The organism is Salinibacter sp. 10B (genome assembly GCF_002954405.1).
Classification (GTDB): Bacteria; Bacteroidota; Rhodothermia; order Rhodothermales; family Salinibacteraceae; genus Salinibacter.
The window spans coordinates 1,540,579-1,565,404 of the sequence record NZ_MQWC01000004.1; the positions used below are offsets into that span (position 1 = coordinate 1,540,579).

Consider the following 24,826-nt stretch of genomic DNA (forward strand, 5'->3'; position numbering starts at 1 on the left):
CTTCGGTGCCTTTTGCCACACGCTGTGCCGGAATGGGGATGGGAGTATGTGCGTGTGGATGAGAGGTACACGGTCCCCATTTTTGACGCGCAGTTGAGCAGGCGACGTGACGCGTGATGGTGATGCGTAAGAGTGGAGCTCTACCATCAATCACGCAATACGAATCACGGATCACGGTTTTTTACCGAAGAAAGCAGAAGTCTGCGGGATGCCACTCCCCTTCATGACTGTCTTCCCCTGAACAAATGACCATTCTCCAGCGCCTCTTCCCTCTTTTCTCCCAGCTCTCGGACTACAGCCGGGAGCAGCTGCGCGGCGACCTCTCGGCGGGTCTTACGGTGGGTGTGATGCTTATTCCGCAGGGGATGGCCTACGCCCTCATTGCCGGCTTGTCGCCGATTTACGGCCTCTATGCCTCGCTCGTCCCCCTGGTACTCTACGCGGTCTTCGGGACGTCCCGTCAGTTGGCTGTGGGGCCCGTCGCCATGGTGTCGCTCCTGGTGGCCGCCGCCGTGGCCCCGATCGCAAACGGCAATACGGAGCTCTACATCGGCCTCGCCCTCCTGCTCTCGCTCATGGTGGGTATTCTGCAGTTCGGGCTCGGCGCCGCGCGGTTCGGGTTCCTAGTCAACTTTCTCTCCCACCCCGTCCTGAGCGGCTTTACGTCGGCAGCCGCGCTCATTATCGGCTTCAGCCAGCTGAAGCACCTGCTGGGAATCGATCTGCCGCGATCCAACTTCATCCACGAGATCCTGTGGAGCGCCGCCCAACGGCTCGGCGAGGTGCATCCCACGACGCTCCTGCTAGGCCTCGCCAGCATCCTTCTGCTCGTCGGCCTACGGCAGTGGAACCGATCCATCCCCGGCGCCCTCGTGGCGGTAGCGGTCACGACAATAACGGTCTGGGCCCTCGGCCTGCACGAACAGGGCGTCGCCATCGTCGGCAGCGTGCCCGGCGGCCTCCCCTCTCCGTCCCTCCCGCCGCTGGACTGGGGCTACGTCCAGCAGCTTGCGCCCAGCGCCCTTGCCATCGGCCTCGTCGGCTTCATGGAATCGATCGCCGTGGCCAAGGTCTACGCCAGCCGTCATCGCTACGAGGTGGACGCCAATCAGGAGCTGATCGGGCTCGGTCTGGCAAACATCGCGGGCGCGTTCTTTAGCGCCTACCCGACCACCGGCGGATTCTCGCGAACGGCCGTGAACGACGAGGCCGGCGCCCGAACGAACCTCGCGGGCCTCCTCAGTGCCGGCATCATCGCCCTCACGCTCCTCTTCCTGACGCCCCTCTTCTACTATCTGCCCAACGCGGTGCTGGCCGCCATCGTAATGGTCGCTGTCTTTGGACTCATCGACGTGGAGGAGGCACGCTACCTCTGGAAGGTGGACCGCCGTGACTTCGGGCTCATGGCCCTTACGTTCATCGCGACACTTGCACTCGGCATCGAGCAGGGCATCCTGGTTGGCGTGATCGTCTCCCTCATTGTCGTCATCTATGAGAGCTCGACGCCCCACACGGCCGTCATGGGCCGCCTGCCCGACACGGAAACGTACCGCAACCTGCGCCGAAATCCGGAGGCGATGACCCGCAGCAACATCGTCATCCTCCGGATGGACGCAAATCTCTATTTCGCCAACGTGTCGACCTTCCAGGACCTGGTGCTCGACCTCGACGTGAACGATCCGGCGCTGCAGGCGGTGGTGCTGGACATGTACCCAGTCAACCAGATCGACTCGACGGCAACCCACGCCCTTCAAGAGGTGATCGAAACGTGCCGCCGGAACGGGATCGAGCTGTACCTGGCGGGCGTGAAGGGACCGGTGAAAGATGTTCTCGACGCCGCCGGCCTGTCTGACGAGCTGGGGGAGGACCGGTTCTTCCTCGAAGTGCACGACGCGGCGGAGGCGGCGGAAGCGAACATTGAGGAGGGGAAATCGGTCTCTTCCTCCTCCGCGGAGCCGGCATCGTCTCCCTCGTAGTTCGACCTCAATACTTCTTCGTCTTCGTGCTTGCCTTCTCTACCCGTGTCGCAGTTCTCGCCCTGGCAGCAGTTATCACCGTCGGCCTGAACGGTCCGGCAACGGCCCAGCCCCCCCCTTCCCATCACGCCGGGCAGGAGAAGCAGCAGCCGGCGACCGCCCCGACAACGGACAACACGGTCCTTCAGGCTCCGGGGCAATCCGTGTTCGGGGCCGTGCAGGAGGCCATCCGCCACCTGGAGGCCGACTCCACAACCGACTGGTCACAAGTAAACGTGGACCGGCTGCGTCAACATCTTCTCGACATGCATCACGTAGCGGTACACGTGGCAGTCGAGGAAAAAACCCCGATCGAGAACGGCCTCCGCCTTCGCGTTCGTCCGACGCGCGAGGCGGCCCGCGCCTCGCTCGACCGCGTGCTCGATGCCCATCCGCACATGCTTAAGCGGGAGACCGGCTGGACGATGGCCGTGGACGACCGGGAAAACGCGTACGTGCTCCGCGTCACGACGAGCGACGCAGACGACATTGCCAAAATCCGGGCGCTGGGCTACATGGGCCTGCTCGCCTACGGCCAGCACCACCAACGCCACCACTGGCACCTGGTAAAGGGCAAGCATCCACACCACCACGGAGAACAGTAGGAGATCTGTCTACTCCGCAAAGAACGGGCACGACAAATGTGTGCCAGCCCCTGAGGGGGACGAGCGCGATCCCACGTGCATCACACCCCACCTGTATCTTCACGGTCGAGAATCCCATTCCCTCTCGTCTCCCCCTCTCTGGGATTCTTTTCTCTTCCGATCGCCCCCTGCAACGGAGCCTCAGTCCTTATCCCTCATACCGGGACAAGCCAGCGTCGTGACGAAAACAAGCGAAGGGAGCAGCCCTTTCTTCCCTCCTCCTGTACGCCACACCCCTACAGGGCCTGTAGAGATCACAGGGCATGATGCCGGGCCGACTCTCCTTGTGTCCCGTCACTGACTGAACGATCTTACATATTACAGAACGACGGAATGGCAGCAGACGAGCCTACAGAAGGAGACGGTATCTATGACGGATCACAGAACGTCTAAAATCAGGTACGGGCTCATAGCGGCGCTTCTGGTGCAGGGCATCAGCGGCATCATCGGCGGACTGGGGCTCGTCGGCGACCCGAGCGGTCGCAGCATGCAGATTCCGTTGCACTGGCTTCAGGGGTCGCCGTTTGACAATTACCTAATTCCCGGCCTCGTGCTTCTTTTCGTGCTTGGGGTCGTCCCGCTGACTGTGTTGTACGGCCTTTTGCAGCGGTATTCCTGGGCACGGCTCGCCGCCCTCGGCGTCGGAGGAGCCCTCGTCGTGTGGATCGGGGTGCAAATCCTCATCATCGGTTACCACGCGCGGCCGCCCCTCCAGCTCATCTACGGGGCGCTCGGCATTGTCATCGCCGTGCTGGCATGGCGCTCCTCTTCGGAAACGGGCTCGTCATCGCGGTCGTTTGGCGGAGTCCTCTCCTGAGCGCCCTGGCCACGGAACAACCGCCGGAGCGGGGCGACATCCACACGAGCCGGGTTACCGACGCGCTGAACCTGGGCGTACCCACGCCGTCGCACTTGCGCTCTTCGTACCGGAAGCCTGCCTGCTCCCGATGATCGCCGTGCAGACGGTGAGCCAGATGGAAGCCGGCGTCGCATTCTTTGTGCTGGAGTTCATCGGCCCCATCGGCAGGTTCGTCGTCCTTGCAGGACTCAGCCTGCGGGTTCCGGCCTCCACCCTCCAACAGGTCCCCAGCCGGGACCAACCTCCCACTGATCCTCTTCGCCGCAGTAATGAACCGTCCGACCAAACCTACTGACCAAACGCCGACGACTTCTTCCGTTCAGCCCACGGGCACGGCGGACCTGTGGGGCTTCCTCGCCTTTTCGCACGGGTGGACATGGCTCTTCTGGGGAATCATTGTCTGGCAGGAGGTAGACGTATGGAGCACCCCGTGGGCGATGACTCTCTTCGCCATCGGGGGTCTCGGGCTTCCCCTCGGCGGCGCGGTGATGACGGCACGCGTGGCCGGGCGTGCCGGCTTCCGCGACCTTGGTCGGCGCATCGTGGATCCCAGTCGCATCCATGGGAAATTGTGGGTCGTTATCCTGCTGCTCTACCCTGCTGTAAAACTGGCCGCCGGAGGTCTTGCCGTCCTCTTCGGCAGCACGGACCTCCCGTTTTACCTGCACGAGGCGGCCGAACTCGCCCTCCAGCCCGTCGACCTGCTCCTCTACCTCGGGTTCGTGCTCCTGCTCGGCCCCCTGCCGGAAGAGATTGGCTGGCGCGGCTATCTGCTCGACCGTCTGCAGCTCCGGTTCAGCGCACTCGGAGCCAGTGTGCTGGTCGGCCTCGCCTGGTTCGCCTGGCACGGGCCGCTCTTCTTCATGGCGGGCTACTACGCGCGGGCCGGCGGTGCGCCCGATCCCCTCCAGTTCGGCGTGGCCATTCTGCTGGGGTCCGTGCTCTACACCTGGATCTACAACAATACGGGCAGAAGCGTCCTGGCGGCCATCCTCTTCCACTTCTCGGGCAACGTCAGCGGGGAGTTGCTCGACGCCCCGGCGTCTGTCTATGCCTACGAGACGTATCTAACGGCCGCCCTCGTGCTCGTTGTGCTGTGGCGATGGGGGACACAGACGCTGCGCAGACGTTCTGCCTCCGCTGACGCCGCTCCCCCGGTGCCCGACATGAGTCGATGACGGTCTTTCTGCAAAAGACCGAGATCAACGCGGTGGGCTTGGATCCGCACTTTCCCCTCTCCCGCACGCCCTCGGACCAACACTGTACCGAAAATGCAATACCGAATCCTATTGCAAGATTCGGGTATGGAAGTGTGGAGGTATCGTGACTCTCACATCCATACTGGTCTGTCGAGCCTGATTCTTTGGGTTTCAGAGCAATCTCAAAATCCCACAAAACCGGCACGTCATTTCGAATGAAGCCGAGAAATCTTCCTGGCGAGGCCGCCTACTTTTGAGGGCTCCTCGGTTTTGGCAATCTCTGTGCCTCTTTGAGATTAATCGCCGGACACCTCTCGAAGGAGAAATGCATACAAGGGTTGAAAAAACGCCCCTCCCGCCCTTGAAGAAAATGACGCCCGGACCTCTCGGAGGGAACGCGCTGGAAATTCTTCAAACTCGCTCGTGGTAATCCGGGATTGCCTGACTCACTCGGACAGTGAAGAATTTCCGCGTGACCGGAGACCGGGGATTTTTGATGCCCGAGGTCAGGCATTTTCTTCACTGGCGTGATCTTTATATTCCATTTTTGGATCCAGCCAAAAATGGCCCCCTCTTCTGGAAAAAAGCACAGGTGAATGAAGGGAGTAACATCGTACGGCGGTTGTTTTCATAATCCCACACATATTGCCACGCTCGGAGCGACCTGCCCTGGGATTTTGAGATCGCTCTACCCACAAAATGACAGTTGACACTGCAATAAGTAACTTCAATCGAGAACTTGGGGATTGGTGTCTAGAAAAACGGCTCGCAGTGGCTCTTGGAGCCGATTTTCAGCAAAGCAAATTCTAGATCCATGATTGAAGTCACTTACGTCCATACGTCCAAACTTACGAAGCTTGCAAAGTTGGTATCACGCGGTTTGAGGAGCTACGGTCGGAGCAAAACGGAGAGGATCGAGCACCTCGACGAGGTCCCAGGCATCGCGGCACGCCGGGCCACGTGCCTCCATCCTTACGCAGGAGCAGCGGGAGATCGTGATGATTCATCGCGTGCGGCTTCGGAAGACCCATCATCATGAAATGTCTCGGTAGAAGAATGAGACAAAGGATTTTTCCCTTCAGCCGGCGACGGCGGTCCCGACTCAGCATCGGGGCCGCTTTTGCGGTTGAGCCGGTACGAGTTGCCCGTCACGAGCAAGCTGCTTCCGGTCATAATGACGACGGCGGCGATGGGATGGAGAAGGCCGAAGACGGCAAGGCCCAGCCCGACGGCGTTGTAGCCGAACATCCACCAGAGATTCTGTCGGATGATGCGATCGGTGCGACGGGCCAGGCGGTGCAGCCAGGGGACGAGGCAAACGTCCAACGGATACAGGGTCACGTCCGCCGCCTCCATTGAGGGTCTCGGCCCCCATTCGACAGCCATGGCAACAGTACTGTGCGATCCCATCGATTCCATTGTGTGCCCCTTTCCTTTCCGAGACCGGGAGACCACAGTGATCACAGTAGATCCTCGAGTCGTGCAAAAGGCAGTCAAACAGGTAGTTGGGAATTCGCTTCTGACCTGGTTCGGATGAATTTGCTCCTCGAAGGCTCTAACGGCCTTGAACCAGACCGGTATGTCTGAAAAACGGGTGTTCTCGACGCCGATTCGCTCCGCTCGAACGGACCGTACCCCTACCATTCTGCTTGATCTCACTTCATGGACCGTCTCGAGGATCGATGTCCACTTGACCACTTCAAATTAAGACGGGATGTCCGTCGCAGGATGCATATCGAGGGCGTTCCACCTATGCAAGACCAATCAATCTGACAACTGGCATTATATTCTTTTCCGCTGGAATATAGTCCGATCATTACGTAAAGGACGAAACGTCTCCTAGACCTGCGCCCTATTAAAATGAGCCAAAAATTGCTCGTCTGAACAGATTGCACAGCTCTGCCCCCGAATTGCTCGCCACGTTGCAATGGCCTGTGCCTTCCACGTCAACCCGGATCACCAATTTGTTTTGTTGCGGCCAGCGGGTGAGTTTACGGAGTCCGAGTTTATTGCCCTTTCGAAAGCCGTTTGGACTCATCCCGATCGGGAGCCGCACTTTACCCACGTCTGGGACACCCGCCCGATCGAGAAGCTGGTCATGAATGCGAGCGTCATTCCAATGTACCGAACCTTTCGGGCCAAGCATGAGGAGCAAGAGACAGTGGGCAAAGTGGCCATCGTAACGACGCGCCCCAACGTTCGAACCTTCGCTCTGATGATTGTACAGATCGGGAAACTGGAACGCCTCACCCTCCAGCCGTTCTCCAACATGGAGGCGGCTGCCGACTGGGCAGATCTTCCCCTCCGCGTACTCAGGGAGATTCCAGACGCTCAGTGGATCACGCCGTAGCCCTGTCGCGCCCCGCGGGAATGACGGATCGCTTCCGGAAATGGTCGGACCCCCGCGAGCCGGTTATAGCGCCCTTGTCCAACCGATGGAACCGCCGCTTCGGACGCCTTTTCTCCCGTCGGCACGGTCTGATTCTCATCCACTTGCAACTTCTCGGCCGTCCACGGCTGTGCGCGCCCCTCGGTGGCCGAGCACACGGCCGCCACCTCTTCGCTCGTCCCCTCTCCGTAGTCGTTCTCCCAGGACTGCCGCACGTGGGTGATCACAGCCGCAATCTCACGGTCGTGACGAAGGTCACCACCCGCAATCAGGTGCTTCGGGGGAGGCGATCCACGGCGACGCCTCGCTGCGCGTCCTGAAAGAGGCGGCGCGCATCGCCCGAACGGGAATCCTCGCCCTGCCGGGGTCCGGGTCGTCGCCTGCGGACTCGCCATGGACAAGACGGGCGTGACCGGGAGCGAACTGATCGACGGCATCGACACCGCGCCGAACGGCTTCCACGAGCTCTTTCGTCTCCAGGACCAGGGCTACGAAACCCTGCAGCTGTAATCCTGAATGGAGCGGGGAGGCTCCATCGCTATGCTCCCACGCGAATGGGAGCGTGGGAACTGGAGCCCCCGCTCGGACACAGCAAATTCTCCGGACGGGTCGTTGGAGCTCCAACGGCGCGTCCGGTTCCATGACGTTGTACGGGCGTGTGAGGTGGTCCGATCGCCCCTCTGCGATGCGGCTCTATGCACCTTGTATTTCGCGGACCCCTCGACGGGTAGCCGGCCCTGACTAGTGGAAGCTGCCGTATTCGGAGACGCCGCCCCCACCTCTCAGACGGAGGAGGTGTTACTACGGCTGGTGCTATTGAATTCACTTGAAATAGCTCCCAGCCCCCTGAAAAACACTCCCTCGTCGCTCTGGACATCTAGATGGCCAGACTTGATCTAGGCAATCTAGATTGCCAGAACCCATCAAATCACCGACGAGGCCTCCCCGTCCGACTGGATGGGCTCCAAGTCAAGCTTGGAGCGACGTGAGAAAGAATTTCTCATGGTTGGAGGCAAATCCCAGACTGATTCAATAGCACCACCCGTATTACTTCTCCTGCTCCACAAAATCAGGCAACTCCTCCGGTATTCGCCAGAGAAAGATAAGACTGCTCCCCACCTTTTTCGTCGTGATCGGCGACCACTCTTCCATGTGGAAGTCGTGGGCCACGACCCGGGTCCCGGGCTCCAACTCCTGCAACAGCTTCGAGCGAAGCTTCAGATTGGCCGCAGGAAGGAGATAGAGAGTCACCACCGTCGCCTCACTGATGTCGACCTCAAAAAGGTCGGCCCGTCGAAACGCGACGCGACCGGACACCCCGGCCTCCTTCGCATTGGTCCGCGCCTTTGTCACGAGCGCCGAATCGATCTCAATGCCAACGCCCCGGGCCCCGTAGGTCTTCGCCGCCGCAATGGGAATCCGCCCATCCCCACTGCCCAGATCGTAGACGACGTCCTCCGACGTCACGCCGGCAAGCGCAAGCATCGAGTCGACGACAGGCTGCGGCGTCGCCACGTAGGGCGCTGCCTTTCCGTCGCCGGTCCGGTAGCGGTAGTTCAGAATGGAACCCTCGGTGGAGTCCGGCACCTGTGCAGCACTCCGGGCGGGAAGAGCCACAATCATCCCCAGAAGCACCACAAAGACGAGTCCTGAACGAAGACCGTACATGAAAAATGGAGAACGTCGGCTCGGATGCACAACGAAAAAGCGAGACCGGGAAGACCTATGCGGGACGCCGCCACACGAAGCGGACGGTCGCGCCGGGCCCCGTGTGCATCCCTTCATCCAGCATCGGCTCGGCACGCTCCAGCTGCTCGATGCCATCCACCGCGAAATGCGTGCGAAGCTCCTCGACCGTCACCATCATGTCCACGTCCGGCGGGCCGCCGCTCGTATAGCCCTCGGTCCGCTGTTCGGGCCGAAACCATTCGGCAATGAGGGTGCCGCCGGGCCGCAGGACATGTTGAAGCAGGGCATAGAGATCGGGACGTTCGGAGGGGGAAAGGTGGAGAAACGTGATTACCACTGCGTCCCAGGTCCGATCGGGATCCCAGTCCCGAACGTCCGCCCGGAGCGTCTCGACGGAGACCCCTTCCCTCTCGGCGAGCTGCTCGGTCTTGCGCAACCCTTCGGCCGAGTAGTCGACCGCCGTGACCGTATGTCCCTGTCGGGCCAGGTGAACGGCGTTTCGTCCCTCGCCGACCCCGAGGTCGAGCACGTCGCAGGGAGACGACAACCAGGTCGCAGCCGCTTCTCTAATGAAGTCGTTCGGCTGCACTCCGTACACGTACTCGTCGGCGGCAAAGCGATCATCCCAAAAAGAGGCCGGTTTCGGCATAGCAAAAGCGGTCTGTGAGTAGAATGAGAGCCCTAAACCTCAGTCAGTTCGCGGTCAGGGAAGTGTCGGCCATTCCGAAGTTTCCTCGTGCCGAATCGGCGGCCATGACGCGGACCGCCGAGGCCCCGTCCTCCGGCACCGAGATCGTTCCGGCGTACTCGCTGGTTGTACCCGTAAACGAGAGCGGCGCTTCGGCCACGACCGTCCCGTCGTTCAATAGCTGCGCCCGGATCGTGTACCGATTTGCGTCCCAGAGGCCTCCAGGCTCGGTCGGGCATCCGCACATCATCCGAACGCGGGCGCGAACGTTGACACGTGCCCCAGGCGATAGGTCGCCGCCCCCAGCCTCAAGGACCTCTACGATAAAGCCGTGAAGGATCAGCGTGATGCCGTCGCCCGTCACGTCCTGTCCCGGCACGAGCACAGTGGTCTTGGAGGCCGTCTGCATCGCCTGCGGATAATCGAGCGGCCCCTCCGCCGTGATTTCCACGCGGGTGGGACGCGTCAGGTCGAGGGTCGTCTTGTATTTTGCCGCTCCCGGCACGTCATAGATCGTGGCCCCCCGTTTGTGCGGCTGCTGCATAATCTTGGCCGTGCTTCCCGAATCGCCTGTCTGTCGTCCTTCTGCGAGAACCTCCCCGGTCTCGACCGCCCGAATGGTAATCTTGGCTCCGCCCACCGGGTCTTGAAGAAGTTTTGCGTCGTTGGATACGGCTCGTATTACAACCTCGGTCGGAACGGCCTCCTGAGCAACGGCCGGCGCGGCAAAGAGAAATACGAAGACGGACGCAAGAAGCAAGCAGAATCGACGGTTCACAGCACTACGGGATGTTTGAGAAGACATGTGAGCACGTTGTATTCACGGACGTCGCGACCGATCCCCCCTCCCTCATGTGGTCGGTTGACCCACACTCATCTAGGCGTTTTCTCCACAGAGGCCTATGCCACAGGTGGACGACGATTGCCCCCTTCTTTCGTACCCTTGAAGACGCATACCGGCCAGTTGTTCTTACATGTAACAACCATTTTGTTATGACCTTCCGCCGATTCCCGATTGGGCTCTTCCTCGTGCTCGCGGTGCTTATTGCCGGATGCGGAAGGGCGGACTCCAACTCCAGTGGCTCTGATGCCTCCGAATCCCCACCGGATTCCGTCCGCCCGCTCGTGGAGCAAAAAATCGCGGCGTTGAACGACATGCGCGAATCGCTGGCCACAACCATCGACACCCCCACCGTCGACAAGAGCACCTTCAAGCGCGTGTGCAAGCCGGTGGGACAGCGGGCAAAGCAAATGAGCGCGGAGGAGGGGTGGACCGTGCAGCAACTCGCCGAACGGTACCGAAATCCTGCTCACAAGCTGGATCCCGAAGCCCGGCGACTCTACGAGCAATTTCTCGTCTCGCCGACCCAGACGGACACGTGGATTCGAACTGAACGCAACGGCACCGACGGCTGGCGCTACGCCCGTCGCATTACGGTACAGTCCTCGTGCCTTGCCTGCCACGGTCCCAAAGAGCAGCGCCCCAAATTCGTGAAAACGGGCTACCCGGACGACCAAGCGTACGGATTTGAGCAGGGCGACCTGCGGGGCATCTACACCGTCTTCGTTCCCCAATCGTCGTCTGTTTCCAAGTAGTCTCCGTACTGACTCTCAGTCGTCTCTTGCTTTTTGGCTTCATGGGAACATCACATCTACTTGTATTTACAAGTTAATACAAACTGTTACCCTCCGCCGTTTTCTCCTCTAGACACCTCAGGGCCATGGAATCCACACAAACGAACGGCGCCGTAAATTTGGAAAAGCGCTTACAAGATCCCGAGACCCGTGCGGCGCTTGTCCACCTTCTCGACCGCCTCGACACGATCGAACGAGCCGTCGACGTTCTTGACCGTATCGAACACCAGTGGTCGCCCGTGCTCCAAACCACCGCCGACGTGGTCGACGACGAGTTGACGCGTGCGGCGAACCGGGGCGTCGTGCTGGACGAACGGGCCAGTGAAGCCCTAACCCTCGTCGAAAAGCTGACGGAGCCGGACACGGTGGAGGTGCTCACGGCCCTCATCGACCGGCTCGACCAGTTGGAGCAACTGGCCGCTCTGGCCGACCAGTTGCCGGATGCTACGATGATTGCGGTCGACACGATCGACGAGGCCCTCACGCAGGCAGCCGATCGGGGCGTTGTGCTCGACGAGCGAGCACGGGAGGGCCTGCAGTTGCTCGAAAAGATGACCGAGCCCGACACGGCACAGGCCCTGGGCGCCGTGCTGGACCGAGCGGAGCACCTGGAGCGACTGTCGGCTCTCGCCGAGACGGCCCCGGATGCGATCGCAACGGTCGTCGACATTCTGGATGCCGAGTACGCTCGCGCCGCCGAGCACGGATACGATCCGGAGCGTCTGCTGCGCCAGACGATCGAATCGCTACGCCGCCTGAGCGACCTGTTTCAGTCAGAGGAGTTTGAGGCACTGCTCGACTCCGGCGTGCTCGACCCAGGGGCCCTACAGGCGGTGGGCAGTCTCGGCTCGGCCCTCGTCGAAAGCCAGAAGGAGTCGCAGCGTGGAGAAACGCCCCGTCGCGGCTTCTTCGGTCTGCTTGGGGCCCTCCGCGACCCGGACGTGCAGCGTGCCATCGGGTTCATCGTGTCTTTCGCCAAAAAGTTTGACCAAAACCTCAACGGGAAGTAATCCCCCAGCGTCTTGCCCATCCCCCGACGCTCGTCGATTTCTCTCATTCTGATTCCGCATTCCCATGACCAACTCACATCAGGTTCTCATCGTGGGCGGGGGCACCGCCGGCCTCACGGTTGCCTCCCAGCTCGTCACCCGCGACGACGCACCGGAGGTGGCCGTCATTGAGCCCGCCGACACTCACTACTATCAGCCCCTATGGACCCTCATTGGGGGCGGCGTTTTTCCGAAAGAAGAATCGGCCCGTCCCATGGCCGAGGTGATGCCGAAGGGCGTGACCTGGATTCAGGATGCTGCTGCCTCCTTTGACCCGGACAACAACACCGTGACCACGGCGGGAGGTGACACGTACGGCTACGACTATCTCGTTATGGCCGCTGGCCTCCAAATCAACTGGGACGCTCTTCCCGGCCTGGCCGAGTCGGTGGGACAGCCCGGCACCGGGGTGGTCAGCAACTACTCCTACGAGACCTGCGAGACCACCTGGGACGCCATTCAACAATTTCCCAAGGGGGGCACGGCGCTCTTTACGGAACCGACCATGGGCGTGAAGTGCGGCGGTGCCCCGCAGAAAATCATGTATTTGACCGACGAAGCCCTGCGCCGGCGCGGCGTCCGCGACGGCAGCCGCATCGCGTTCATGAAAGCGAAGGGGGCGTTGTTCTCGTCGAAGCCCTACGAAGAGACGCTCTACAAGGTCGTGGAGCGCAAGGACATCGAGGTGAATTTGATGACGGAGCTGACCGAAATTCATCCCGACCAGAAGGAGGCCGTCTTCCGAAACTTGGAGACCGAAGAGGAAACGACCATCGGCTACGACCTACTGCACGTCGTGCCCCCGATGGGACCGCTCGACTTTATCGCCGACAGTCCGCTCGCCGATGAGGAGGGCTGGGTCGACGTGGACGCCGAAACCCTCCAGCACACCCGGTACCCGAACGTATTTGGCCTCGGCGACAACTCCAGCCTGCCCACCTCCAAGACCGGTGCGGCCATCCGCAAGCAGGCCCCCGTATTGGTGGATCACCTGATGGCGCAGATTCACCACACGACGCCCGTAAACGGCACGTACAACGGCTACACCTCCTGCCCGCTCGTCACCGGCTACGGCAAACTCGTTATGGCCGAGTTCGACTACGACAAGGAGCCGGACGAGAGCTTCCCGTTCGACCAGACGCAGGAACGCTACAGCATGTATGCGCTCAAGGCGTACGGCCTGCCTCGCATGTACTGGAACGGAATGCTGAAGGGGCGGATGTAGCCGCCGATGGGGGACAGAGTGATTGGTTGTGAGGCTCGCGGGCTCTCCTCTTTGAGAATGCCGGGATGGGCGTGTGGGTGGGGGCGTCCAAAATTCCCGGCCCCTCTTCCCGTAATCAAAGTGTCCCCGCACGAACGACTCTGCCGAACTGCAGAATCTGTCGTGGATCGTTCCTCGTCGAACGTTGGTGCTTTCTTCTCCCCCCCCGACTCCCATAGGCCCACACTCCCAAATTCCAATGCTTCTCCCCGACTAGCCCCTCTACAGACGCTATGGACACCTTCGATCGCATCCTGCTCCCGACGGACTTTTCGACGACGGCCCGGCAAGCGCTCTCGTTTGCCGCTCACCTGGCGGCCCGGCACGATGCGGTGCTCCACATCCTTCACGTGCGTACGCCGGCCGAGGAGCGGAAACAGCCCCCAGGGGTGGACGCCCCCACGACACAGGAGGAGCTGGCCGAGTGCGCCCGGCGGGCAGGGGAGGAGCTGGGCGCCCCCACGGCCCCGGCCGTGGACGTACTCTCTCTGGTGCGCGACACCGTCGCGGCGGACTCGGTGTCGGACGCGGTACTCGACTACGCCTGCGAGTACGAGATGGACTTGATCGTGATGGGAACGGCTCGCCGGAGCGGCCTTCGCACCCTCTTCCCGCAAAGCACGGCGTCGGCAGTGGTCCGGCATTCGCCCTGCCCCGTGCTCACGGTGCTCGACACTCCAGACAACGTGCCCGGCCCGATCGACCAGATTTTCGTGCCGTATGACTTTTCGGAGCCGGCCGCCAAAGCCGTACGCTACGGCAAAGCTCTCGCCGAAGGGTACGGCGCAACCGTGACACTCGTCCACGTGGTGCAAGACCTGACGGTCCCCATGGAGTACGAATTGAACGTACCCGACGTGAAGACGGCCGACGTGCAGGCCCGTGCCGAAGCGGCCCTTCAGGAAGAAGCGGCGGATCGGCACCGCGTGCTCGTTGCCACCGGCCATCCGGGCCGCCGCATCGTGGAGCTTGCGGAGGAGCGTGCGGCCGACCTCCTCGTGCTCGCAACGCATGGACGGACGGGCCTCCGGCGCATCCTTCTCGGGAGCGTGGCTGAGCAGGTCATCCGTCGCGCCTCCTGCCCTGTCCTCACCGTGAACGCGTTTCCCTCCTCAGACCAGAAGACCTCCGAACCGATCGACAATCCGGACCGAAGCGATCAGGTATCCGCATCCGCGTCGGTCTCGAACACCGGCTCAAAGTCGTGAAGAGGCATGCCGTGCGTGCCTGTGTCGCGCCGGGACGGATCGCGGGCGAGCTCCATTTCGTAGGCGACCCGATCACTCCGATAATAGCGCCGCTGATAATAGACCCGCTTCTCCCCTTCGGTAAGCGACAGGCGCTCGATGAGCAGAAGGGCCGTGCCCTCGTCCACCCCGAGTACATCCGCAATCGCCGGATCAGCATTGGCTGCCGTAATGCGGTAGCTGCCCCGCAGGATCGGAATGTCGTACTCCGTCTCCAGGATCTGGTAGATCGTCTCGTGCTCCAGATTGTGCCCTTCGAGGAGTTGGGCGTAAAACATGGGAAGCCAGGTGCGGTCGAACGCCACCGGTCGGTCGTCGCCGAGGCGCAGGCGATCGAGCCGCATCACCTTCTGCTCGTCGGTGTTCAGGTGAACAGTCACATCCGGGGGAGGCGTCTCCGGGGCGTGATGCTCTACCACAGAGCGAGCTTCGAGTCCGGCCTGCGCCATGTCCTGCGCAAAGTCAGTGAGCCGCACGAGTCCCTGCGCGGCCCGCTGTTCTTTAACGAACGACCCCAGCCCCTGCCGCCGATAGATGTAGTCCTCATTTTCGAGTGTCTGTAGGGCGCGCCGCACCGTCACGCGGCTCACATCGAACCGCTCGCCGATCTCTTTCTCCGAGGGCAGCTTTTCATCCGTGCCGTATGCGCCGTCGTCAATTTGCTCGCGCAGCCAGTCGCTGATCTGCTCGTGACGCGGGCGTCCAGATTCGAGGTCCATAGCGAAGATTCAGAAGATGTCTGCGGGAAGCGCAGCGAAAGAGAACATATTCACGGTCTGCACCAAGCGAAAAGCTCCTATCGTCGACGGTTCGCCTAGGATCCGTCCTGATGTTCGATCGTCGGCGGCCGACGCCGTTCCTTCGTTCACAGCCAGCGCGGCTCTCAAGGGGCCATTACATCGGGTTCAGGGAAACTCCTACAAACGAACCTCCAGGGGAGCGCTCTCTTTTGATGTGTAGTGAAGATGTTCGAATTCCGTAGACGTGGTCGTGGACCCCGTCGCGGAGGTACACCAAACGCACGTTCTTACACAACGGAGGATCCAGCCATGCTCAATATCCAACGAGTGTTGTTTCCTACTGATTTTTCCGATGGGTCAAAGCGCGCCTTTCCGCAGGCGGCGTTTCTCGCGGACTGGCACGACGCTGAACTCCACATTTTGAACGTGACGGGCCGCCACCGACACGACTACAAGGAGACGAAGAAAAACTTTCCGATCTCGCCCGACACCCTCACGGAGTGGCTTCGGCGCCCGGCGCAGTCGGTCGAAGGGACGACCTGGCCCGACCTGGAGGCCCTGCCGATCGAGCAGTCCCAGATCGAGGCGTCCACCCCCGCGGAGTCCATCGTCACGTACGCGGACGACAAGAATATTGATCTCGTGGTGATGGGCACCCACGGACGGCGCGGCGTCGATCGGATGCTCTTCGGCAGCGTAACGGAAGAGGTTGTACGGCGAGCCCCATGCCCAGTTTTCACCGTGCGGGCCGACGCCGACAAGACGCCCGGACAGGCAGTTCGACGGGTTCTCGTTCCCATCGACTTTTCCGACGCGTCCGAAAGCGCCGTGCAGCACGCCAAGGAGATTGCACTTACCTACGGGGCGGAGATCGATCTGCTACACGTCGTGGAACCGCCCTTCTACCCGTCGGCGTACGGCATTGATACCACCACCTTTCCCACACAAGAGGTGGTGGACCGAGTCGAGAAGCAGCTGGGAGACATGGCGCGCGAGGAAATTGGGTATGAGCACGTCATGGTGAGTGCCACTGTAGGACACCCCCCCAGCGAAATTTTGAACTACGTGGATGAGAACGAGGTAGATCTCGTGGTCATTGCCACGCACGGTCGTACGGGACTGGAGCGCGCCCTTCTCGGCAGCGTAACGGAGCGAGTGCTGCGGCGCTCCCCTGCCCCGGCCTTCGTGGTGAAGCCGACTCGTAAATCGCTGTTGCCCTCTGCCAAGACGGCGGCAACCCAGGAAACGTAACAGCTGTAACCGTCTACCTCACAGAGAACTCCCATCGTAAACGATATGGCCCGGAACGTGCCGTTGATGCCGAACGGCGCTTCTCGGGTCATTTGCGTTGGGGCGGCGCCTCCGGAGTGGGAATACCCTCATCTGCTAGATACGATACCAACTCCGGCACCTCTATTCCGGTAGGAAGCAAGCTTCCGTAGCGTCGTTGGAGTCCAACGACGCTACACGGGTGTCCTCTGCCCCGTCCGACGGACAATCTCACAATCCTACAGTCCAACGGCGCTTCTGGAGGCCTCCTTGACGACACCGACGATACGATAGGGGTTTGCGTATTGCACCGCCGCACCTCCTACCTGAAGTCTGCAGTAGGATTCAGTATTACGACTCCTGCATTCGGGCGTGCCGTATCGCTCGCGCCACTTCTTCTGCCTGCTGCCGCGCCCGCTCCGCGGTCTTGACACCCTCCACCCCAATCACATCGCCAACCCCAAACACGGTCTCAAACCGCGGGTGCCGAAACGTTTCAGGATCTACCTCTAAGTACCCCCGCATCGGCCCCCTCTGATAAGATAGATCACTCTGTTCGAGAATGGCAGGCGGCCGCATGGGCGGCACCACGTGTAGGAGATCATACCGGAGAACGTCCTGACTCTGCGACTCTCCCTTCGACACGTTGAACACGGCCTCTCGGTGGTCGGGGCGCACGTCGACGAGATCGTATCCGGAGAAGATGCGGATGTCCTCTACGTGCTCACTGCGATCAAGGAGATCGCCATACTCCGCCCCCATTGCCTCGGACGAGGCGGCGGTCGCAAAGTACAACTCCGTGCGGTCCCGAACACCAGTTTCTTGCCATAGCGCCTCGGCCCGGAAGAGAAGACGCAACGGAGCGCTTCCGCTTTTGTGTGGTGTGGACGGGGCCGTAAACAGGGCCCTCCCTCCGTCAAATGTACGGATCAAGTCCCAGGCCTGACCGGCCGACTCGTAGCTGTACACACTGCAGATGCCGGCTTTGCCAAGATTCGCTTTCAGATTTCGAATGCGGTCCCATTGAACGTGAGTGCCGATGGCAACAACAAGATGCTCATAGTGCACCTTCCCTCCGTTCTCCATCATCACGACTCGCTCTTCCGGGTGAATTTCCGCTGCCCGGGCCTGAATCCAGCTCACCTCTTCTGGAATTTGCAGGTGCTCCGGCGAACGCGTCTGTTCTTTTTGGATGCCTTCTGTTCCAACACGCATCCACGCCGGCTGATCGTAGTGGGTCATCGACGGCTCAATGAGGGCGATGTCCGCAGCTAGCCCCATTTCACGCAAGGACTGGAGAACGGCAATCCCCCCCACCCCGCCGCCGAGTACAACAACGGGATACGAGGACGCAACGGGGGCGTCCGTCTGCGTAGGTGACCCCACATTCGATTCCGATGGAGGCGAATCGGAGGAACTGTCAGAAATAGAAAGGCGCGTATTCATGGAGAAGTGGCCCTGCGGCAGGAGATGGCTCGGGATTGCACAAGTTCGCAGTTCACTCCCCAAGACACAAAGGAGAACTGGCGCAACCCTTCCCGCGAACTTCCCCCTTTACCCGTAAGGATTTGGAGCCTCCTCCGACCTCCTCTTGTCTGAATGGCGTCTGTGCCAATCGTTTCTCGTTTGGGGTGCGTGAGGATTCGCCCCACAGTCGTTTGCGTGAATGCTACAACGTTGGCCAACGCTGTATCCGCTACGATGTGTTTCCCTCTTGGATGTCTTCTTCTCCTGGTGCAGACGGCTCTCGAATTGTGCTCCCTCCCCATGCATACGCTCAAGCAGTCCCTCCCTACGACCGGCTCCCATCCGATTCTCGATGAACTCCGGTCGTCGCTATACCACGCCCTTACGATCCTGAACGAGAAGTGGGAAGAAGTATCGCTGTCCGTAACCGCCCCGTCGTTCTCGTCAACGAAGGGAACCGAACGCTCCTTTCGAGTAGAAACCCCCACCGAGCGGATTGTGCAGATTCAATTCGGAGTGTATCCGCTCGGTCCTGGAACGTACGAGGTGTACATTTCACTTGCCGATGGCCCCACGCGACGCCTCACCTACGATTCAAACCGGGGAGACACCACCGACGCCGAGCAGGCATGGCTTGGGCAAACAGCCACCATCGCCCTGATGGAAGAGATCGAACCGCGACTTAGCCGGATCGAATCGCCCCCGCCCGAGCCATCTCCCGACGCCTCCGTTCCCCAACTGGACATTGAATGCGACGGGACCATTCGGAACCTCAACCCAGCGGCCCGCACCATTATCGATGTGTCCGGCGACTCCTGCGAGGCCCCGAGCTTTTTTACCTATGTCCACGGCCGCAATCTGCGCCAGGTGATCCGCGACCTCACCCGCATGGAGCAGGGAACCATTCAGCGCGCGCGATGGCTCCTGCGTCTCCAAACGGGAGAACCTCGGGAACGCTGGTACCGCGGACGGGCAACGAGCCAGCTCGACTCGAAGGGGACGGTTCGCCTTCGCCTTCACCCCCTGAGTCCTCCGAAAACACCGCCCTCCGAAGGCGACGCCGCGCCCGCTGAACACAGAAAAGCCGACAGGACGTAAGCGGCCCTGCCGGCTCATATGCATTGCGTGTCGAAGAGTGGGGTCCGGTCGCGTCGACCTCAGGTCAAGAGGTCAAGGCGCCCTTCGGGCCAACCCGCCCAGGGAGCAACCCGCTATCGGGTCGCCGCCTGCGAAACGGCGCGCGTGTCAAGCGAATCGAGCACACCGGGGAGCTCGTTCGGATCCTCGATGACGAGGTGAGCCCCCCGCTCCTTCAGCAACGGTTCGTGCTCCTCGGCATCCACGTAGGGTGGCACGACCCCGATGGCCCACATATTGGCGTCGCGAGCGGCCTTCATGTCATCGACCGAGTCGCCAACGTAGGCAACCTCCTCCGGACTGAGGTCACAGCCGGCAGCGGCGAGCATGGTGAGGGAGTGCTCGAGGGGAAACGGATCCGGCTTCTGCCGCTCGCCCTGCTTTTCCTTGCCTACGAGCAACGGGAAGTAGCTCGACCAATTCTGATGATTCAGGGTCCATTCGGCCTCCTCTTCGGGCCGTCCCGTAACGATGCCAAGAATGCGGCCATCGTTGAGCGTGTCGAGAGTCGTGTCGTCGATGAGGGCCGGCTCCTCGTTGATGAAGCCGTCCCAATCATCGCCCCGGTAGCGATCCTGAAACTCTTCGATCACACGACTCAGCGGCACCTCCATCGCCGTGTCCGTAATGATGGCGTGGGTGAGCTTCCAGTCGTCCTCGAACCCGCCGTAGTTCTTATACCGCTGAATGGCGTTTTCGCCAATTTTGCGGCCGGTGAAGTGCTCGACCGTTTCCTCGATGGCGCGGCGGTACGAGCGAGACACGTCCACCAGGACGCCGTCCATGTCAAACAGCAACGCGTTGACGGATACGTTTTCGGGCATGAAGCGTGCGGGTCTACGTTCGGGTGATAGCGGCCAATTTGGTTCCACCGTACGACGCCGCCACAGTTCCGGCGCCGTGTGTCCTTTTGTCCATCCTTCGTCGCTTACTCCTCTCCCTCCGATTGTTCCTCCAGAAGGGACTCCACCGCCCGGCGGAGCTGCGGATCTTCGCCCTCGGCCTTGATCGCAGGAGGGTTCTGAACCGAGATGTCGGGACGAGCCGGGCCGTGCTCCATGTTCTCGTCCGTCTGATAGACGTACCAGGCCCGGAACGGCATGCGCACGTACGACCCATCGAGAAGACCGGTGCCGCCGGTGGAGATGACGGCGCCGAACGTCGGCTGGCCCACGAGCGGGCCATGTCCAAGGTTCTTAAAGGCGTGAGAGAAGATCTCAGCATTCGAGTAGCTGTTCTCGTTGGCGAGGGTCGCCGTGGGCTTTGTCCAGGCCGCATAGGGCAAACGTTCGCCGAACGGATAGTGCTCGCGGAACTGCTTGTGGTTCTGTTGCAGATTGTCCGTAGCCCCGCGCGGAACGGTGTATGCGTGACGACGCACATTGAGAACCGTCATCAAGTAGTCCGTCGTCCATCCGCCCCCGTTAAAGCGCACATCGATGATGAGTCCCTCTTTGTCGTGGGCGCTGGCGTAGAGTTCGCGCTCGAAGTGTTCGAAGCTCTCCCAGTTCATGCCCTCGACGTGGATGTAGCCGAGGCGCCCGTTGGAATACTCCTCCACCAATCGCTTGCGCTCCTCTACCCACTCGCGATAGAGTTCATCTTGCAGGTCGTCGGTGGGCCGGATGCGAACGGTTCGCTCCTCCCCGTCCGGACCGGTCACGCGGAGAAGCACCTTTTCTTTCACCGTCCCCTCCATGAGGGCGTAGAAATTGCCCGCTTCCGCCACGGACGTACCGTTTACCGTGGTAATCACGTCTCCCTCACGGAGCGTACTGGTCTCGCGGGCAGCGGGGGACCGCGGCACCACGCGCTGCACCTCCACGCCGTTGTCCACCGGATCCACCTCAACGCCAATGCGACCGGTCCGCTCATTTTGCGTTTCGGCCCGATCTCCCCCGTAGTAGCCCATGTGGCTAGCGTTGAGCTCCCCCAGCATCAGATTTACCGCATCCTGGAAATCCTGTGTGGTGGATGCCTGCAGCGCCCAGGGACGGTACTTCGTCCGCAGCGAGTCCCAGTCGTCGCCGTGGAAGTTGGGATCGTAGAAGCCTTCCTGCAGGGCACGCCCCACCTCCGTGAAGATTTGCTCCCGCTCCTTCTCATGATTGACCTCCATCGTCGCCTGGAAGGCAAGGCGCTCCAGGTCCGGCTTCTCGGTAGGCACCCGAGCAATCTGCCCGTTCGAGTGCGTGAAGGTCACCTGCGTTCCGGTCGGGGCCAGGCGCACGTTTGACGGTTCCACACCGCCCTCTGTAATGCGCGTGCGCTCCGATCCGTCCCACTGGATGCTGTAGAGGTCGACCTCGGTGTCATAGTCGGCCGCCCAGCCGCTCCCGCCAGCCACGAAGTAGAAGGTCTCCCCATCCTCGCCGATGACGGGCTCTCCCTCATTGCCCGGAAGGGCCGTCACGCGCTCCAGGCGATCATGAATGTTCTCAAAGTCGATCTCGACCGACGGCGTCTCGCTTTCATCCGAGTCCCCGGCGTCCGCCGCACCGTTCTCTGCCTCATTTTCCTCAATCTCTTCCCAGTCGCGCTCGGTCTTTTCCCAGTCCTCCTCCTGAAGCCACACGAACCACACGTCCGATCCGGCAGCGCTACGCTCGGAGACGAAGCCAAGCTTTGACCCGTCAGGGCTCCACACCGGTGCACTATCGCCGCGCGGGTGCTGACTCACGTTCACCGGTTCGCGCGACCCGTCGGCAGCGTGAATGTAGATGTCCGAATTGAAGTTTAGATTGCTCTTGCTGTAGGCCAGCCACTCGCCGTCGGGGCTCCACGAGACGTCCGTAGGGGCGTTCCAGCCGTCCACGAGCACTGCCTCATCCGTGAGGCCGTCCGCCGAGAGAGTGGCGGTGAGAAGCTGCCCTTCGCCGTAGCTCGTCATCGAGCCACGCCGGAGCGCGATTCGAGAGCGGTCGGGTCCCATCGACAGGATTCGTTCATTCTCAGGCGTGTCCGTGAGGCGCGTAACCCGATACTGGAGAGCATCGTACAAGTCGCCCGGATGCTCGGAATCGGCCGACTCGAGGCGGTAGAGGTCGTATTGTCCACCGTTGCGATCCGAAACAAAGACGAGCGTGGAATCGCTGGTCCAGGTCACGTCGCGGTCGCGGTAGGCGTGCTCCGTAAGTCGGGTTGTCCGCGGCTCATCCGTTTCGTTTTGCATGAGGAAGAGCTCTCCGCGAAGCACGAGGGCCACCTGCTCGCCGTTGGGCGATACTGCGTAGTCCCGCACCCCGTTACTCATTTCCATTTGTTCGGTGGGATCGAAGCGATAGTCCGCCGGCACCGTCACGTCCAGTTGCCGCGGCTCGCCCCCATTCTCCATTACATAAATGTCCGTCTGCCGCTCAAAGGCGATCACCCGCCCATCGGCACTGGCACTGAGGGCTCGCACCCCATCGTCCTCAAACGACGTCACGGCCTCGGGTGCCCCATCGGTTCCTCCCTGATCGGTAATGGCCTGCCGGTGGACGTTGTAGGTGCCGCTCCGCTCACTGATGTAGAGGAGCGTCCGTGGGCCCGTCCACACCGGGTGGTGATCGTTGCCCCCATAGCTCGTGATGCGGGTAAAGCGGTCATTTTCCGTATCGTAGATCCAGACCTCGCGGTCGGCTGGTCCCTGATAGCCTTTTTTGCTGGTGTCATTGTAGCCCTGCTCAAAGGCAATGAAGCGCCCGTCCGGCGACATGCGGGGCGCAGCGCCCACCGCGTCGAGGCGCCGGTTCGGCGTGCCGCCCTCTGCCGGCACCTGATAAATCTCATTCAGCCACTCGGCCTGTGCGTAGGTGCGACGGGTCGTGAAGAGGAGATGTCCATTCGGGGTCCACCCGCTCAGGGCATCGTCGGTGGAGTGATACGTGAGGCGCTGCGGCGTGCCCCCCTCCGCGTCCATGAGGTACACGTCGTCGTTGCCGTAGCGATCACTCGTGAAGGCAATCTGCTCCCCGTTCGGGCGCCAGCGGGGGGTCCCCTCGTAGGCCTCGTGGATGGTTAGGCGCTCGGCCCGCCCCCCATCGACCGGGACCGTCCACAAATCCCCCTGGTAGGAAAATGCGACCTGATTGCCCTCCGGATGCACAGCAGGATGCCGCATGAACGGATCCGTCGTTTGGGCCAACGCAGGCCCGACGAAAAGAGCGAGCAGGAAAACGGCAGTAGCAAAACGGAGTTGCATAGAACGTAGGTTGGGAGCAATCATGCGGAAGCGCTTTCCTTCATACATCAAGGATGGAAACGGGTTCAGGGCCCGTCGTTCTGTGGCATGGGGGGCTCGGACACGGCCACAGCGACCCATGCAGGTTGCCCTGAAGATGCGTGCCCCTTCTCACTGTCCAAGTATACGCACCGAGTCGCCCAGTACGTCCTCCACGTAGAGCATCTGCAATAGAACGATGACCACAATGGCGAGCGGGGCAGCAAGCAGAACGCCAGCCGCTCCGGCCAGCACCCCCATCGCAATCTGTGCAGTGATGAGAATCACAGGCGGCATCGACACGGCGCGCTGCTGAACGAGGGGGGTGATGACGTAGCTTTCGAGCGTTTGTACGGCCCCGAAGACCAGCACGACGTAGAACACCTTCGTGAGGCTCACCATGAGGGCCACCAGCACCGCGGGAATGAAAGAGAGGATGGGCCCCACGTATGGCACGAAGGAAAGTAGGGCCGCCAGCAGGCCGAGCGCGAGGGGCGTGGGCACCCCGGCAATCCAAAGGCCAAGCATCGTCAGGGCCCCGACGACGCTCATCATGGTGAGGCGCCCCACCAGCCACCACCGGAGCGCGTGGGCCAGCGCATTTATCACTTCGTGGGCCCGCTCGCGGTGCCGCTTGGGCGTGAGGTGCACGATGCCGCTGACGTACGAGCTGGGGGCTGCTGCTCCGTAGATGCCGATGAAGACAATCACGAAGACATTGGCCACCACGCCCAGGGTTCGCGAGAATGCGCTCGTGACTCCTCCCATCACTTCTTTGGGAGACGGCATGAGGTCGCGCAGGGCATTCGGATCGGCCAGGAGCCGCTGCGTCCAATCCAGGTTTGCAATTCGCTCTCGGAAGCGCGCCACCGCCTCGGGAAGCTGTACGATCAGGTCGTTAATCTGGCCGGTGAGGGGCGGCCCCACCATGCCCGACAAAATGAACGGCACAAAGATCGCCGTCGTGATCACCACCGCCAGTGCACCGGGGCGCTCCAGAGGCGTTCGCCGCTGCAAAATATCCGCGCCTCCCCCAAGCCCCACTGCTACCAGCACCCCCGCAAATACGATGAGCAGAACGCGCGAGAGCACCACGAACAGATACAGCAGCAGGATCGACGCGGCCACAATGCCTACCGCAATCATAACCCGATTCGGAAAGGGACGCCGAGAGGACATGGTAGAAATGGAGGAAGCACTGAAGAACGGCAGACACAATACTATACACTCGCCCCCTCGACGAGCCTGGCACGGCATGGACGGCTATCCCCCATCCTCTCTCCCCGACAGACACTGGAAGGGGCAAGAGGAAGACAGAATCGAACGAAGGCCCG

23 protein-coding genes are annotated in these 24,826 nt (G+C 61.4%); 13 read left to right on the forward strand and 10 right to left on the reverse strand.

All coding sequences use genetic code 11. The features are described 5' to 3' along the window. Positions 1-245 precede the first annotated feature (245 nt). The 5 genes from BSZ35_RS06580 (at position 246) to BSZ35_RS06600 (ending at position 4,696) form a co-directional block, all read left to right on the forward strand. Positions 246-1,976, forward strand: coding sequence for a solute carrier family 26 protein (locus tag BSZ35_RS06580; RefSeq protein WP_105011691.1), 1,731 nt, complete (start codon positions 246-248; stop codon positions 1,974-1,976). Between the two features lie 26 nt (positions 1,977-2,002). Continuing rightward, a complete protein-coding gene (locus tag BSZ35_RS06585; RefSeq protein WP_258096103.1) occupies positions 2,003-2,620 on the forward strand; it encodes a hypothetical protein in 618 nt (205 codons plus the stop codon). A gap of 409 nt (positions 2,621-3,029) precedes the next feature. After that, on the forward strand, positions 3,030-3,476 hold the full coding sequence (locus BSZ35_RS06590; RefSeq protein WP_146110015.1) for a hypothetical protein: 447 nt from the start codon (positions 3,030-3,032) through the stop codon (positions 3,474-3,476). Between the two features lie 130 nt (positions 3,477-3,606). After that, on the forward strand, positions 3,607-3,813 hold the full coding sequence (locus BSZ35_RS06595; RefSeq protein WP_105011693.1) for a hypothetical protein: 207 nt from the start codon (positions 3,607-3,609) through the stop codon (positions 3,811-3,813). Then, positions 3,788-4,696 carry a CPBP family intramembrane glutamic endopeptidase gene (locus tag BSZ35_RS06600; protein ID WP_105011694.1) on the forward strand — a complete coding sequence of 303 codons (909 nt, stop codon included), beginning with the start codon at positions 3,788-3,790 and terminating at the stop codon, positions 4,694-4,696. Before BSZ35_RS06595 ends, BSZ35_RS06600 begins: the two co-directional genes overlap by 26 nt. 993 nt (positions 4,697-5,689) lie before the next feature. Here BSZ35_RS06600 and BSZ35_RS19825 read toward each other — a convergent pair. After that, positions 5,690-6,103 (reverse strand): hypothetical protein, encoded by a 414-nt coding sequence (locus BSZ35_RS19825; RefSeq protein WP_258096104.1) that lies wholly within the window; start codon positions 6,101-6,103, stop codon positions 5,690-5,692. A 541-nt stretch (positions 6,104-6,644) separates the two neighbouring features. On the opposite strand from BSZ35_RS19825, the gene BSZ35_RS06610 reads away from it, so the two are divergent. Further along, positions 6,645-7,067 carry a hypothetical protein gene (locus BSZ35_RS06610; protein WP_105011695.1) on the forward strand — a complete coding sequence of 141 codons (423 nt, stop codon included), beginning with the start codon at positions 6,645-6,647 and terminating at the stop codon, positions 7,065-7,067. Here BSZ35_RS06610 and BSZ35_RS19720 read toward each other — a convergent pair. Further along, a complete protein-coding gene (locus BSZ35_RS19720) occupies positions 7,049-7,333 on the reverse strand; it encodes a hypothetical protein (protein WP_105011696.1) in 285 nt (94 codons plus the stop codon). The genes BSZ35_RS06610 and BSZ35_RS19720 overlap by 19 nt on opposite strands. Positions 7,334-7,373: 40 nt before the next feature. Between BSZ35_RS19720 and BSZ35_RS19830 the strand changes: the two genes are divergently transcribed. Then, entirely contained in the window at positions 7,374-7,616 is a 243-nt protein-coding gene (locus BSZ35_RS19830) for a DsrE family protein (RefSeq protein WP_258096778.1), read from the forward strand. Between the two features lie 537 nt (positions 7,617-8,153). Here BSZ35_RS19830 and BSZ35_RS06625 read toward each other — a convergent pair. The 3 genes from BSZ35_RS06625 to BSZ35_RS06635 are packed head-to-tail and all read right to left on the reverse strand — an operon-like array spanning position 8,154 to position 10,288. After that, positions 8,154-8,774 (reverse strand): methyltransferase domain-containing protein, encoded by a 621-nt coding sequence (locus BSZ35_RS06625; protein WP_105011697.1) that lies wholly within the window; start codon positions 8,772-8,774, stop codon positions 8,154-8,156. 55 nt (positions 8,775-8,829) lie between these two features. Continuing rightward, on the reverse strand, positions 8,830-9,444 hold the full coding sequence (locus tag BSZ35_RS06630; protein WP_105011698.1) for a class I SAM-dependent methyltransferase: 615 nt from the start codon (positions 9,442-9,444) through the stop codon (positions 8,830-8,832). A 43-nt stretch (positions 9,445-9,487) separates the two neighbouring features. Further along, entirely contained in the window at positions 9,488-10,288 is an 801-nt protein-coding gene (locus BSZ35_RS06635) for a hypothetical protein (protein WP_258096107.1), read from the reverse strand. A 188-nt stretch (positions 10,289-10,476) separates the two neighbouring features. Here BSZ35_RS06635 and BSZ35_RS06640 point away from each other — a divergent pair, with 188 nt between their 5' ends. From BSZ35_RS06640 to BSZ35_RS06655, 4 genes are all read left to right on the forward strand, one after another. After that, positions 10,477-11,079 (forward strand): DUF3365 domain-containing protein, encoded by a 603-nt coding sequence (locus tag BSZ35_RS06640; protein ID WP_105011700.1) that lies wholly within the window; start codon positions 10,477-10,479, stop codon positions 11,077-11,079. A gap of 125 nt (positions 11,080-11,204) precedes the next feature. Continuing rightward, positions 11,205-12,128 (forward strand): DUF1641 domain-containing protein, encoded by a 924-nt coding sequence (locus tag BSZ35_RS06645; protein WP_105011701.1) that lies wholly within the window; start codon positions 11,205-11,207, stop codon positions 12,126-12,128. A gap of 64 nt (positions 12,129-12,192) precedes the next feature. Next, complete coding sequence (locus tag BSZ35_RS06650) at positions 12,193-13,392, forward strand: FAD/NAD(P)-binding oxidoreductase (RefSeq protein WP_105011702.1); 1,200 nt, start codon at positions 12,193-12,195, stop codon at positions 13,390-13,392. A gap of 272 nt (positions 13,393-13,664) precedes the next feature. After that, positions 13,665-14,639, forward strand: coding sequence for a universal stress protein (locus tag BSZ35_RS06655; protein WP_105011703.1), 975 nt, complete (start codon positions 13,665-13,667; stop codon positions 14,637-14,639). Here the strand turns inward: BSZ35_RS06655 and BSZ35_RS06660 are convergent. Then, positions 14,591-15,397: a GntR family transcriptional regulator gene (locus BSZ35_RS06660; RefSeq protein WP_105011704.1), complete on the reverse strand. Its 807-nt coding sequence runs from the start codon at positions 15,395-15,397 to the stop codon at positions 14,591-14,593. The two genes, BSZ35_RS06655 and BSZ35_RS06660, sit on opposite strands and share 49 nt — an antisense overlap. A gap of 330 nt (positions 15,398-15,727) precedes the next feature. On the opposite strand from BSZ35_RS06660, the gene BSZ35_RS06665 reads away from it, so the two are divergent. After that, positions 15,728-16,669 (forward strand): universal stress protein, encoded by a 942-nt coding sequence (locus tag BSZ35_RS06665; protein ID WP_105011705.1) that lies wholly within the window; start codon positions 15,728-15,730, stop codon positions 16,667-16,669. 369 nt (positions 16,670-17,038) lie between these two features. On the opposite strand, the gene BSZ35_RS06670 is transcribed toward BSZ35_RS06665, so the two are convergent. Beyond that, on the reverse strand, positions 17,039-18,133 hold the full coding sequence (locus BSZ35_RS06670; RefSeq protein ID WP_105011706.1) for an FAD/NAD(P)-binding oxidoreductase: 1,095 nt from the start codon (positions 18,131-18,133) through the stop codon (positions 17,039-17,041). A 321-nt stretch (positions 18,134-18,454) separates the two neighbouring features. On the opposite strand from BSZ35_RS06670, the gene BSZ35_RS06675 reads away from it, so the two are divergent. After that, positions 18,455-19,252, forward strand: a complete 798-nt coding sequence (locus BSZ35_RS06675; RefSeq protein WP_105011707.1) for a hypothetical protein — start codon at positions 18,455-18,457, stop codon at positions 19,250-19,252. A 113-nt stretch (positions 19,253-19,365) separates the two neighbouring features. Here the strand turns inward: BSZ35_RS06675 and BSZ35_RS06680 are convergent, their stop codons facing one another. The 3 genes from BSZ35_RS06680 to BSZ35_RS06690 form a co-directional block, all read right to left on the reverse strand. Continuing rightward, positions 19,366-20,115 carry an HAD hydrolase-like protein gene (locus tag BSZ35_RS06680; protein ID WP_105011708.1) on the reverse strand — a complete coding sequence of 250 codons (750 nt, stop codon included), beginning with the start codon at positions 20,113-20,115 and terminating at the stop codon, positions 19,366-19,368. A 104-nt stretch (positions 20,116-20,219) separates the two neighbouring features. Then, on the reverse strand, positions 20,220-23,474 hold the full coding sequence (locus BSZ35_RS06685; RefSeq protein ID WP_258096111.1) for a S41 family peptidase: 3,255 nt from the start codon (positions 23,472-23,474) through the stop codon (positions 20,220-20,222). A gap of 150 nt (positions 23,475-23,624) precedes the next feature. Further along, positions 23,625-24,671 carry an AI-2E family transporter gene (locus tag BSZ35_RS06690; RefSeq protein ID WP_258096112.1) on the reverse strand — a complete coding sequence of 349 codons (1,047 nt, stop codon included), beginning with the start codon at positions 24,669-24,671 and terminating at the stop codon, positions 23,625-23,627. Between the last annotated feature and the right edge of the window lie 155 nt (positions 24,672-24,826).

What these genes read in the sequence shown, in the direction of transcription:
- BSZ35_RS06610 (WP_105011695.1), top strand. Translation starts at nt 6,645, where the DNA reads ATGGCCTGTGCCTTCCACGTCAACCCGGATCACCAATTTGTTTTGTTG.
- BSZ35_RS06630 (WP_105011698.1), bottom strand. Translation starts at nt 9,444, where the DNA reads ATGCCGAAACCGGCCTCTTTTTGGGATGATCGCTTTGCCGCCGACGAG.
- BSZ35_RS06645 (WP_105011701.1), top strand. Translation starts at nt 11,205, where the DNA reads ATGGAATCCACACAAACGAACGGCGCCGTAAATTTGGAAAAGCGCTTA.
- BSZ35_RS06660 (WP_105011704.1), bottom strand. Translation starts at nt 15,397, where the DNA reads ATGGACCTCGAATCTGGACGCCCGCGTCACGAGCAGATCAGCGACTGG.
- BSZ35_RS06665 (WP_105011705.1), top strand. Translation starts at nt 15,728, where the DNA reads ATGCTCAATATCCAACGAGTGTTGTTTCCTACTGATTTTTCCGATGGG.
- BSZ35_RS06640 (WP_105011700.1), top strand. Translation starts at nt 10,477, where the DNA reads ATGACCTTCCGCCGATTCCCGATTGGGCTCTTCCTCGTGCTCGCGGTG.
- BSZ35_RS06675 (WP_105011707.1), top strand. Translation starts at nt 18,455, where the DNA reads ATGCATACGCTCAAGCAGTCCCTCCCTACGACCGGCTCCCATCCGATT.
- BSZ35_RS06670 (WP_105011706.1), bottom strand. Translation starts at nt 18,133, where the DNA reads ATGAATACGCGCCTTTCTATTTCTGACAGTTCCTCCGATTCGCCTCCA.
- BSZ35_RS06680 (WP_105011708.1), bottom strand. Translation starts at nt 20,115, where the DNA reads ATGCCCGAAAACGTATCCGTCAACGCGTTGCTGTTTGACATGGACGGC.
- BSZ35_RS06600 (WP_105011694.1), top strand. Translation starts at nt 3,788, where the DNA reads ATGAACCGTCCGACCAAACCTACTGACCAAACGCCGACGACTTCTTCC.
- BSZ35_RS06690 (WP_258096112.1), bottom strand. Translation starts at nt 24,671, where the DNA reads ATGTCCTCTCGGCGTCCCTTTCCGAATCGGGTTATGATTGCGGTAGGC.
- BSZ35_RS19825 (WP_258096104.1), bottom strand. Translation starts at nt 6,103, where the DNA reads ATGGCTGTCGAATGGGGGCCGAGACCCTCAATGGAGGCGGCGGACGTG.
- BSZ35_RS06595 (WP_105011693.1), top strand. Translation starts at nt 3,607, where the DNA reads ATGATCGCCGTGCAGACGGTGAGCCAGATGGAAGCCGGCGTCGCATTC.
- BSZ35_RS06580 (WP_105011691.1), top strand. Translation starts at nt 246, where the DNA reads ATGACCATTCTCCAGCGCCTCTTCCCTCTTTTCTCCCAGCTCTCGGAC.
- BSZ35_RS06635 (WP_258096107.1), bottom strand. Translation starts at nt 10,288, where the DNA reads ATGTCTTCTCAAACATCCCGTAGTGCTGTGAACCGTCGATTCTGCTTG.
- BSZ35_RS06655 (WP_105011703.1), top strand. Translation starts at nt 13,665, where the DNA reads ATGGACACCTTCGATCGCATCCTGCTCCCGACGGACTTTTCGACGACG.
- BSZ35_RS06650 (WP_105011702.1), top strand. Translation starts at nt 12,193, where the DNA reads ATGACCAACTCACATCAGGTTCTCATCGTGGGCGGGGGCACCGCCGGC.
- BSZ35_RS06590 (WP_146110015.1), top strand. Translation starts at nt 3,030, where the DNA reads ATGACGGATCACAGAACGTCTAAAATCAGGTACGGGCTCATAGCGGCG.
- BSZ35_RS06625 (WP_105011697.1), bottom strand. Translation starts at nt 8,774, where the DNA reads ATGTACGGTCTTCGTTCAGGACTCGTCTTTGTGGTGCTTCTGGGGATG.
- BSZ35_RS06685 (WP_258096111.1), bottom strand. Translation starts at nt 23,474, where the DNA reads ATGCAACTCCGTTTTGCTACTGCCGTTTTCCTGCTCGCTCTTTTCGTC.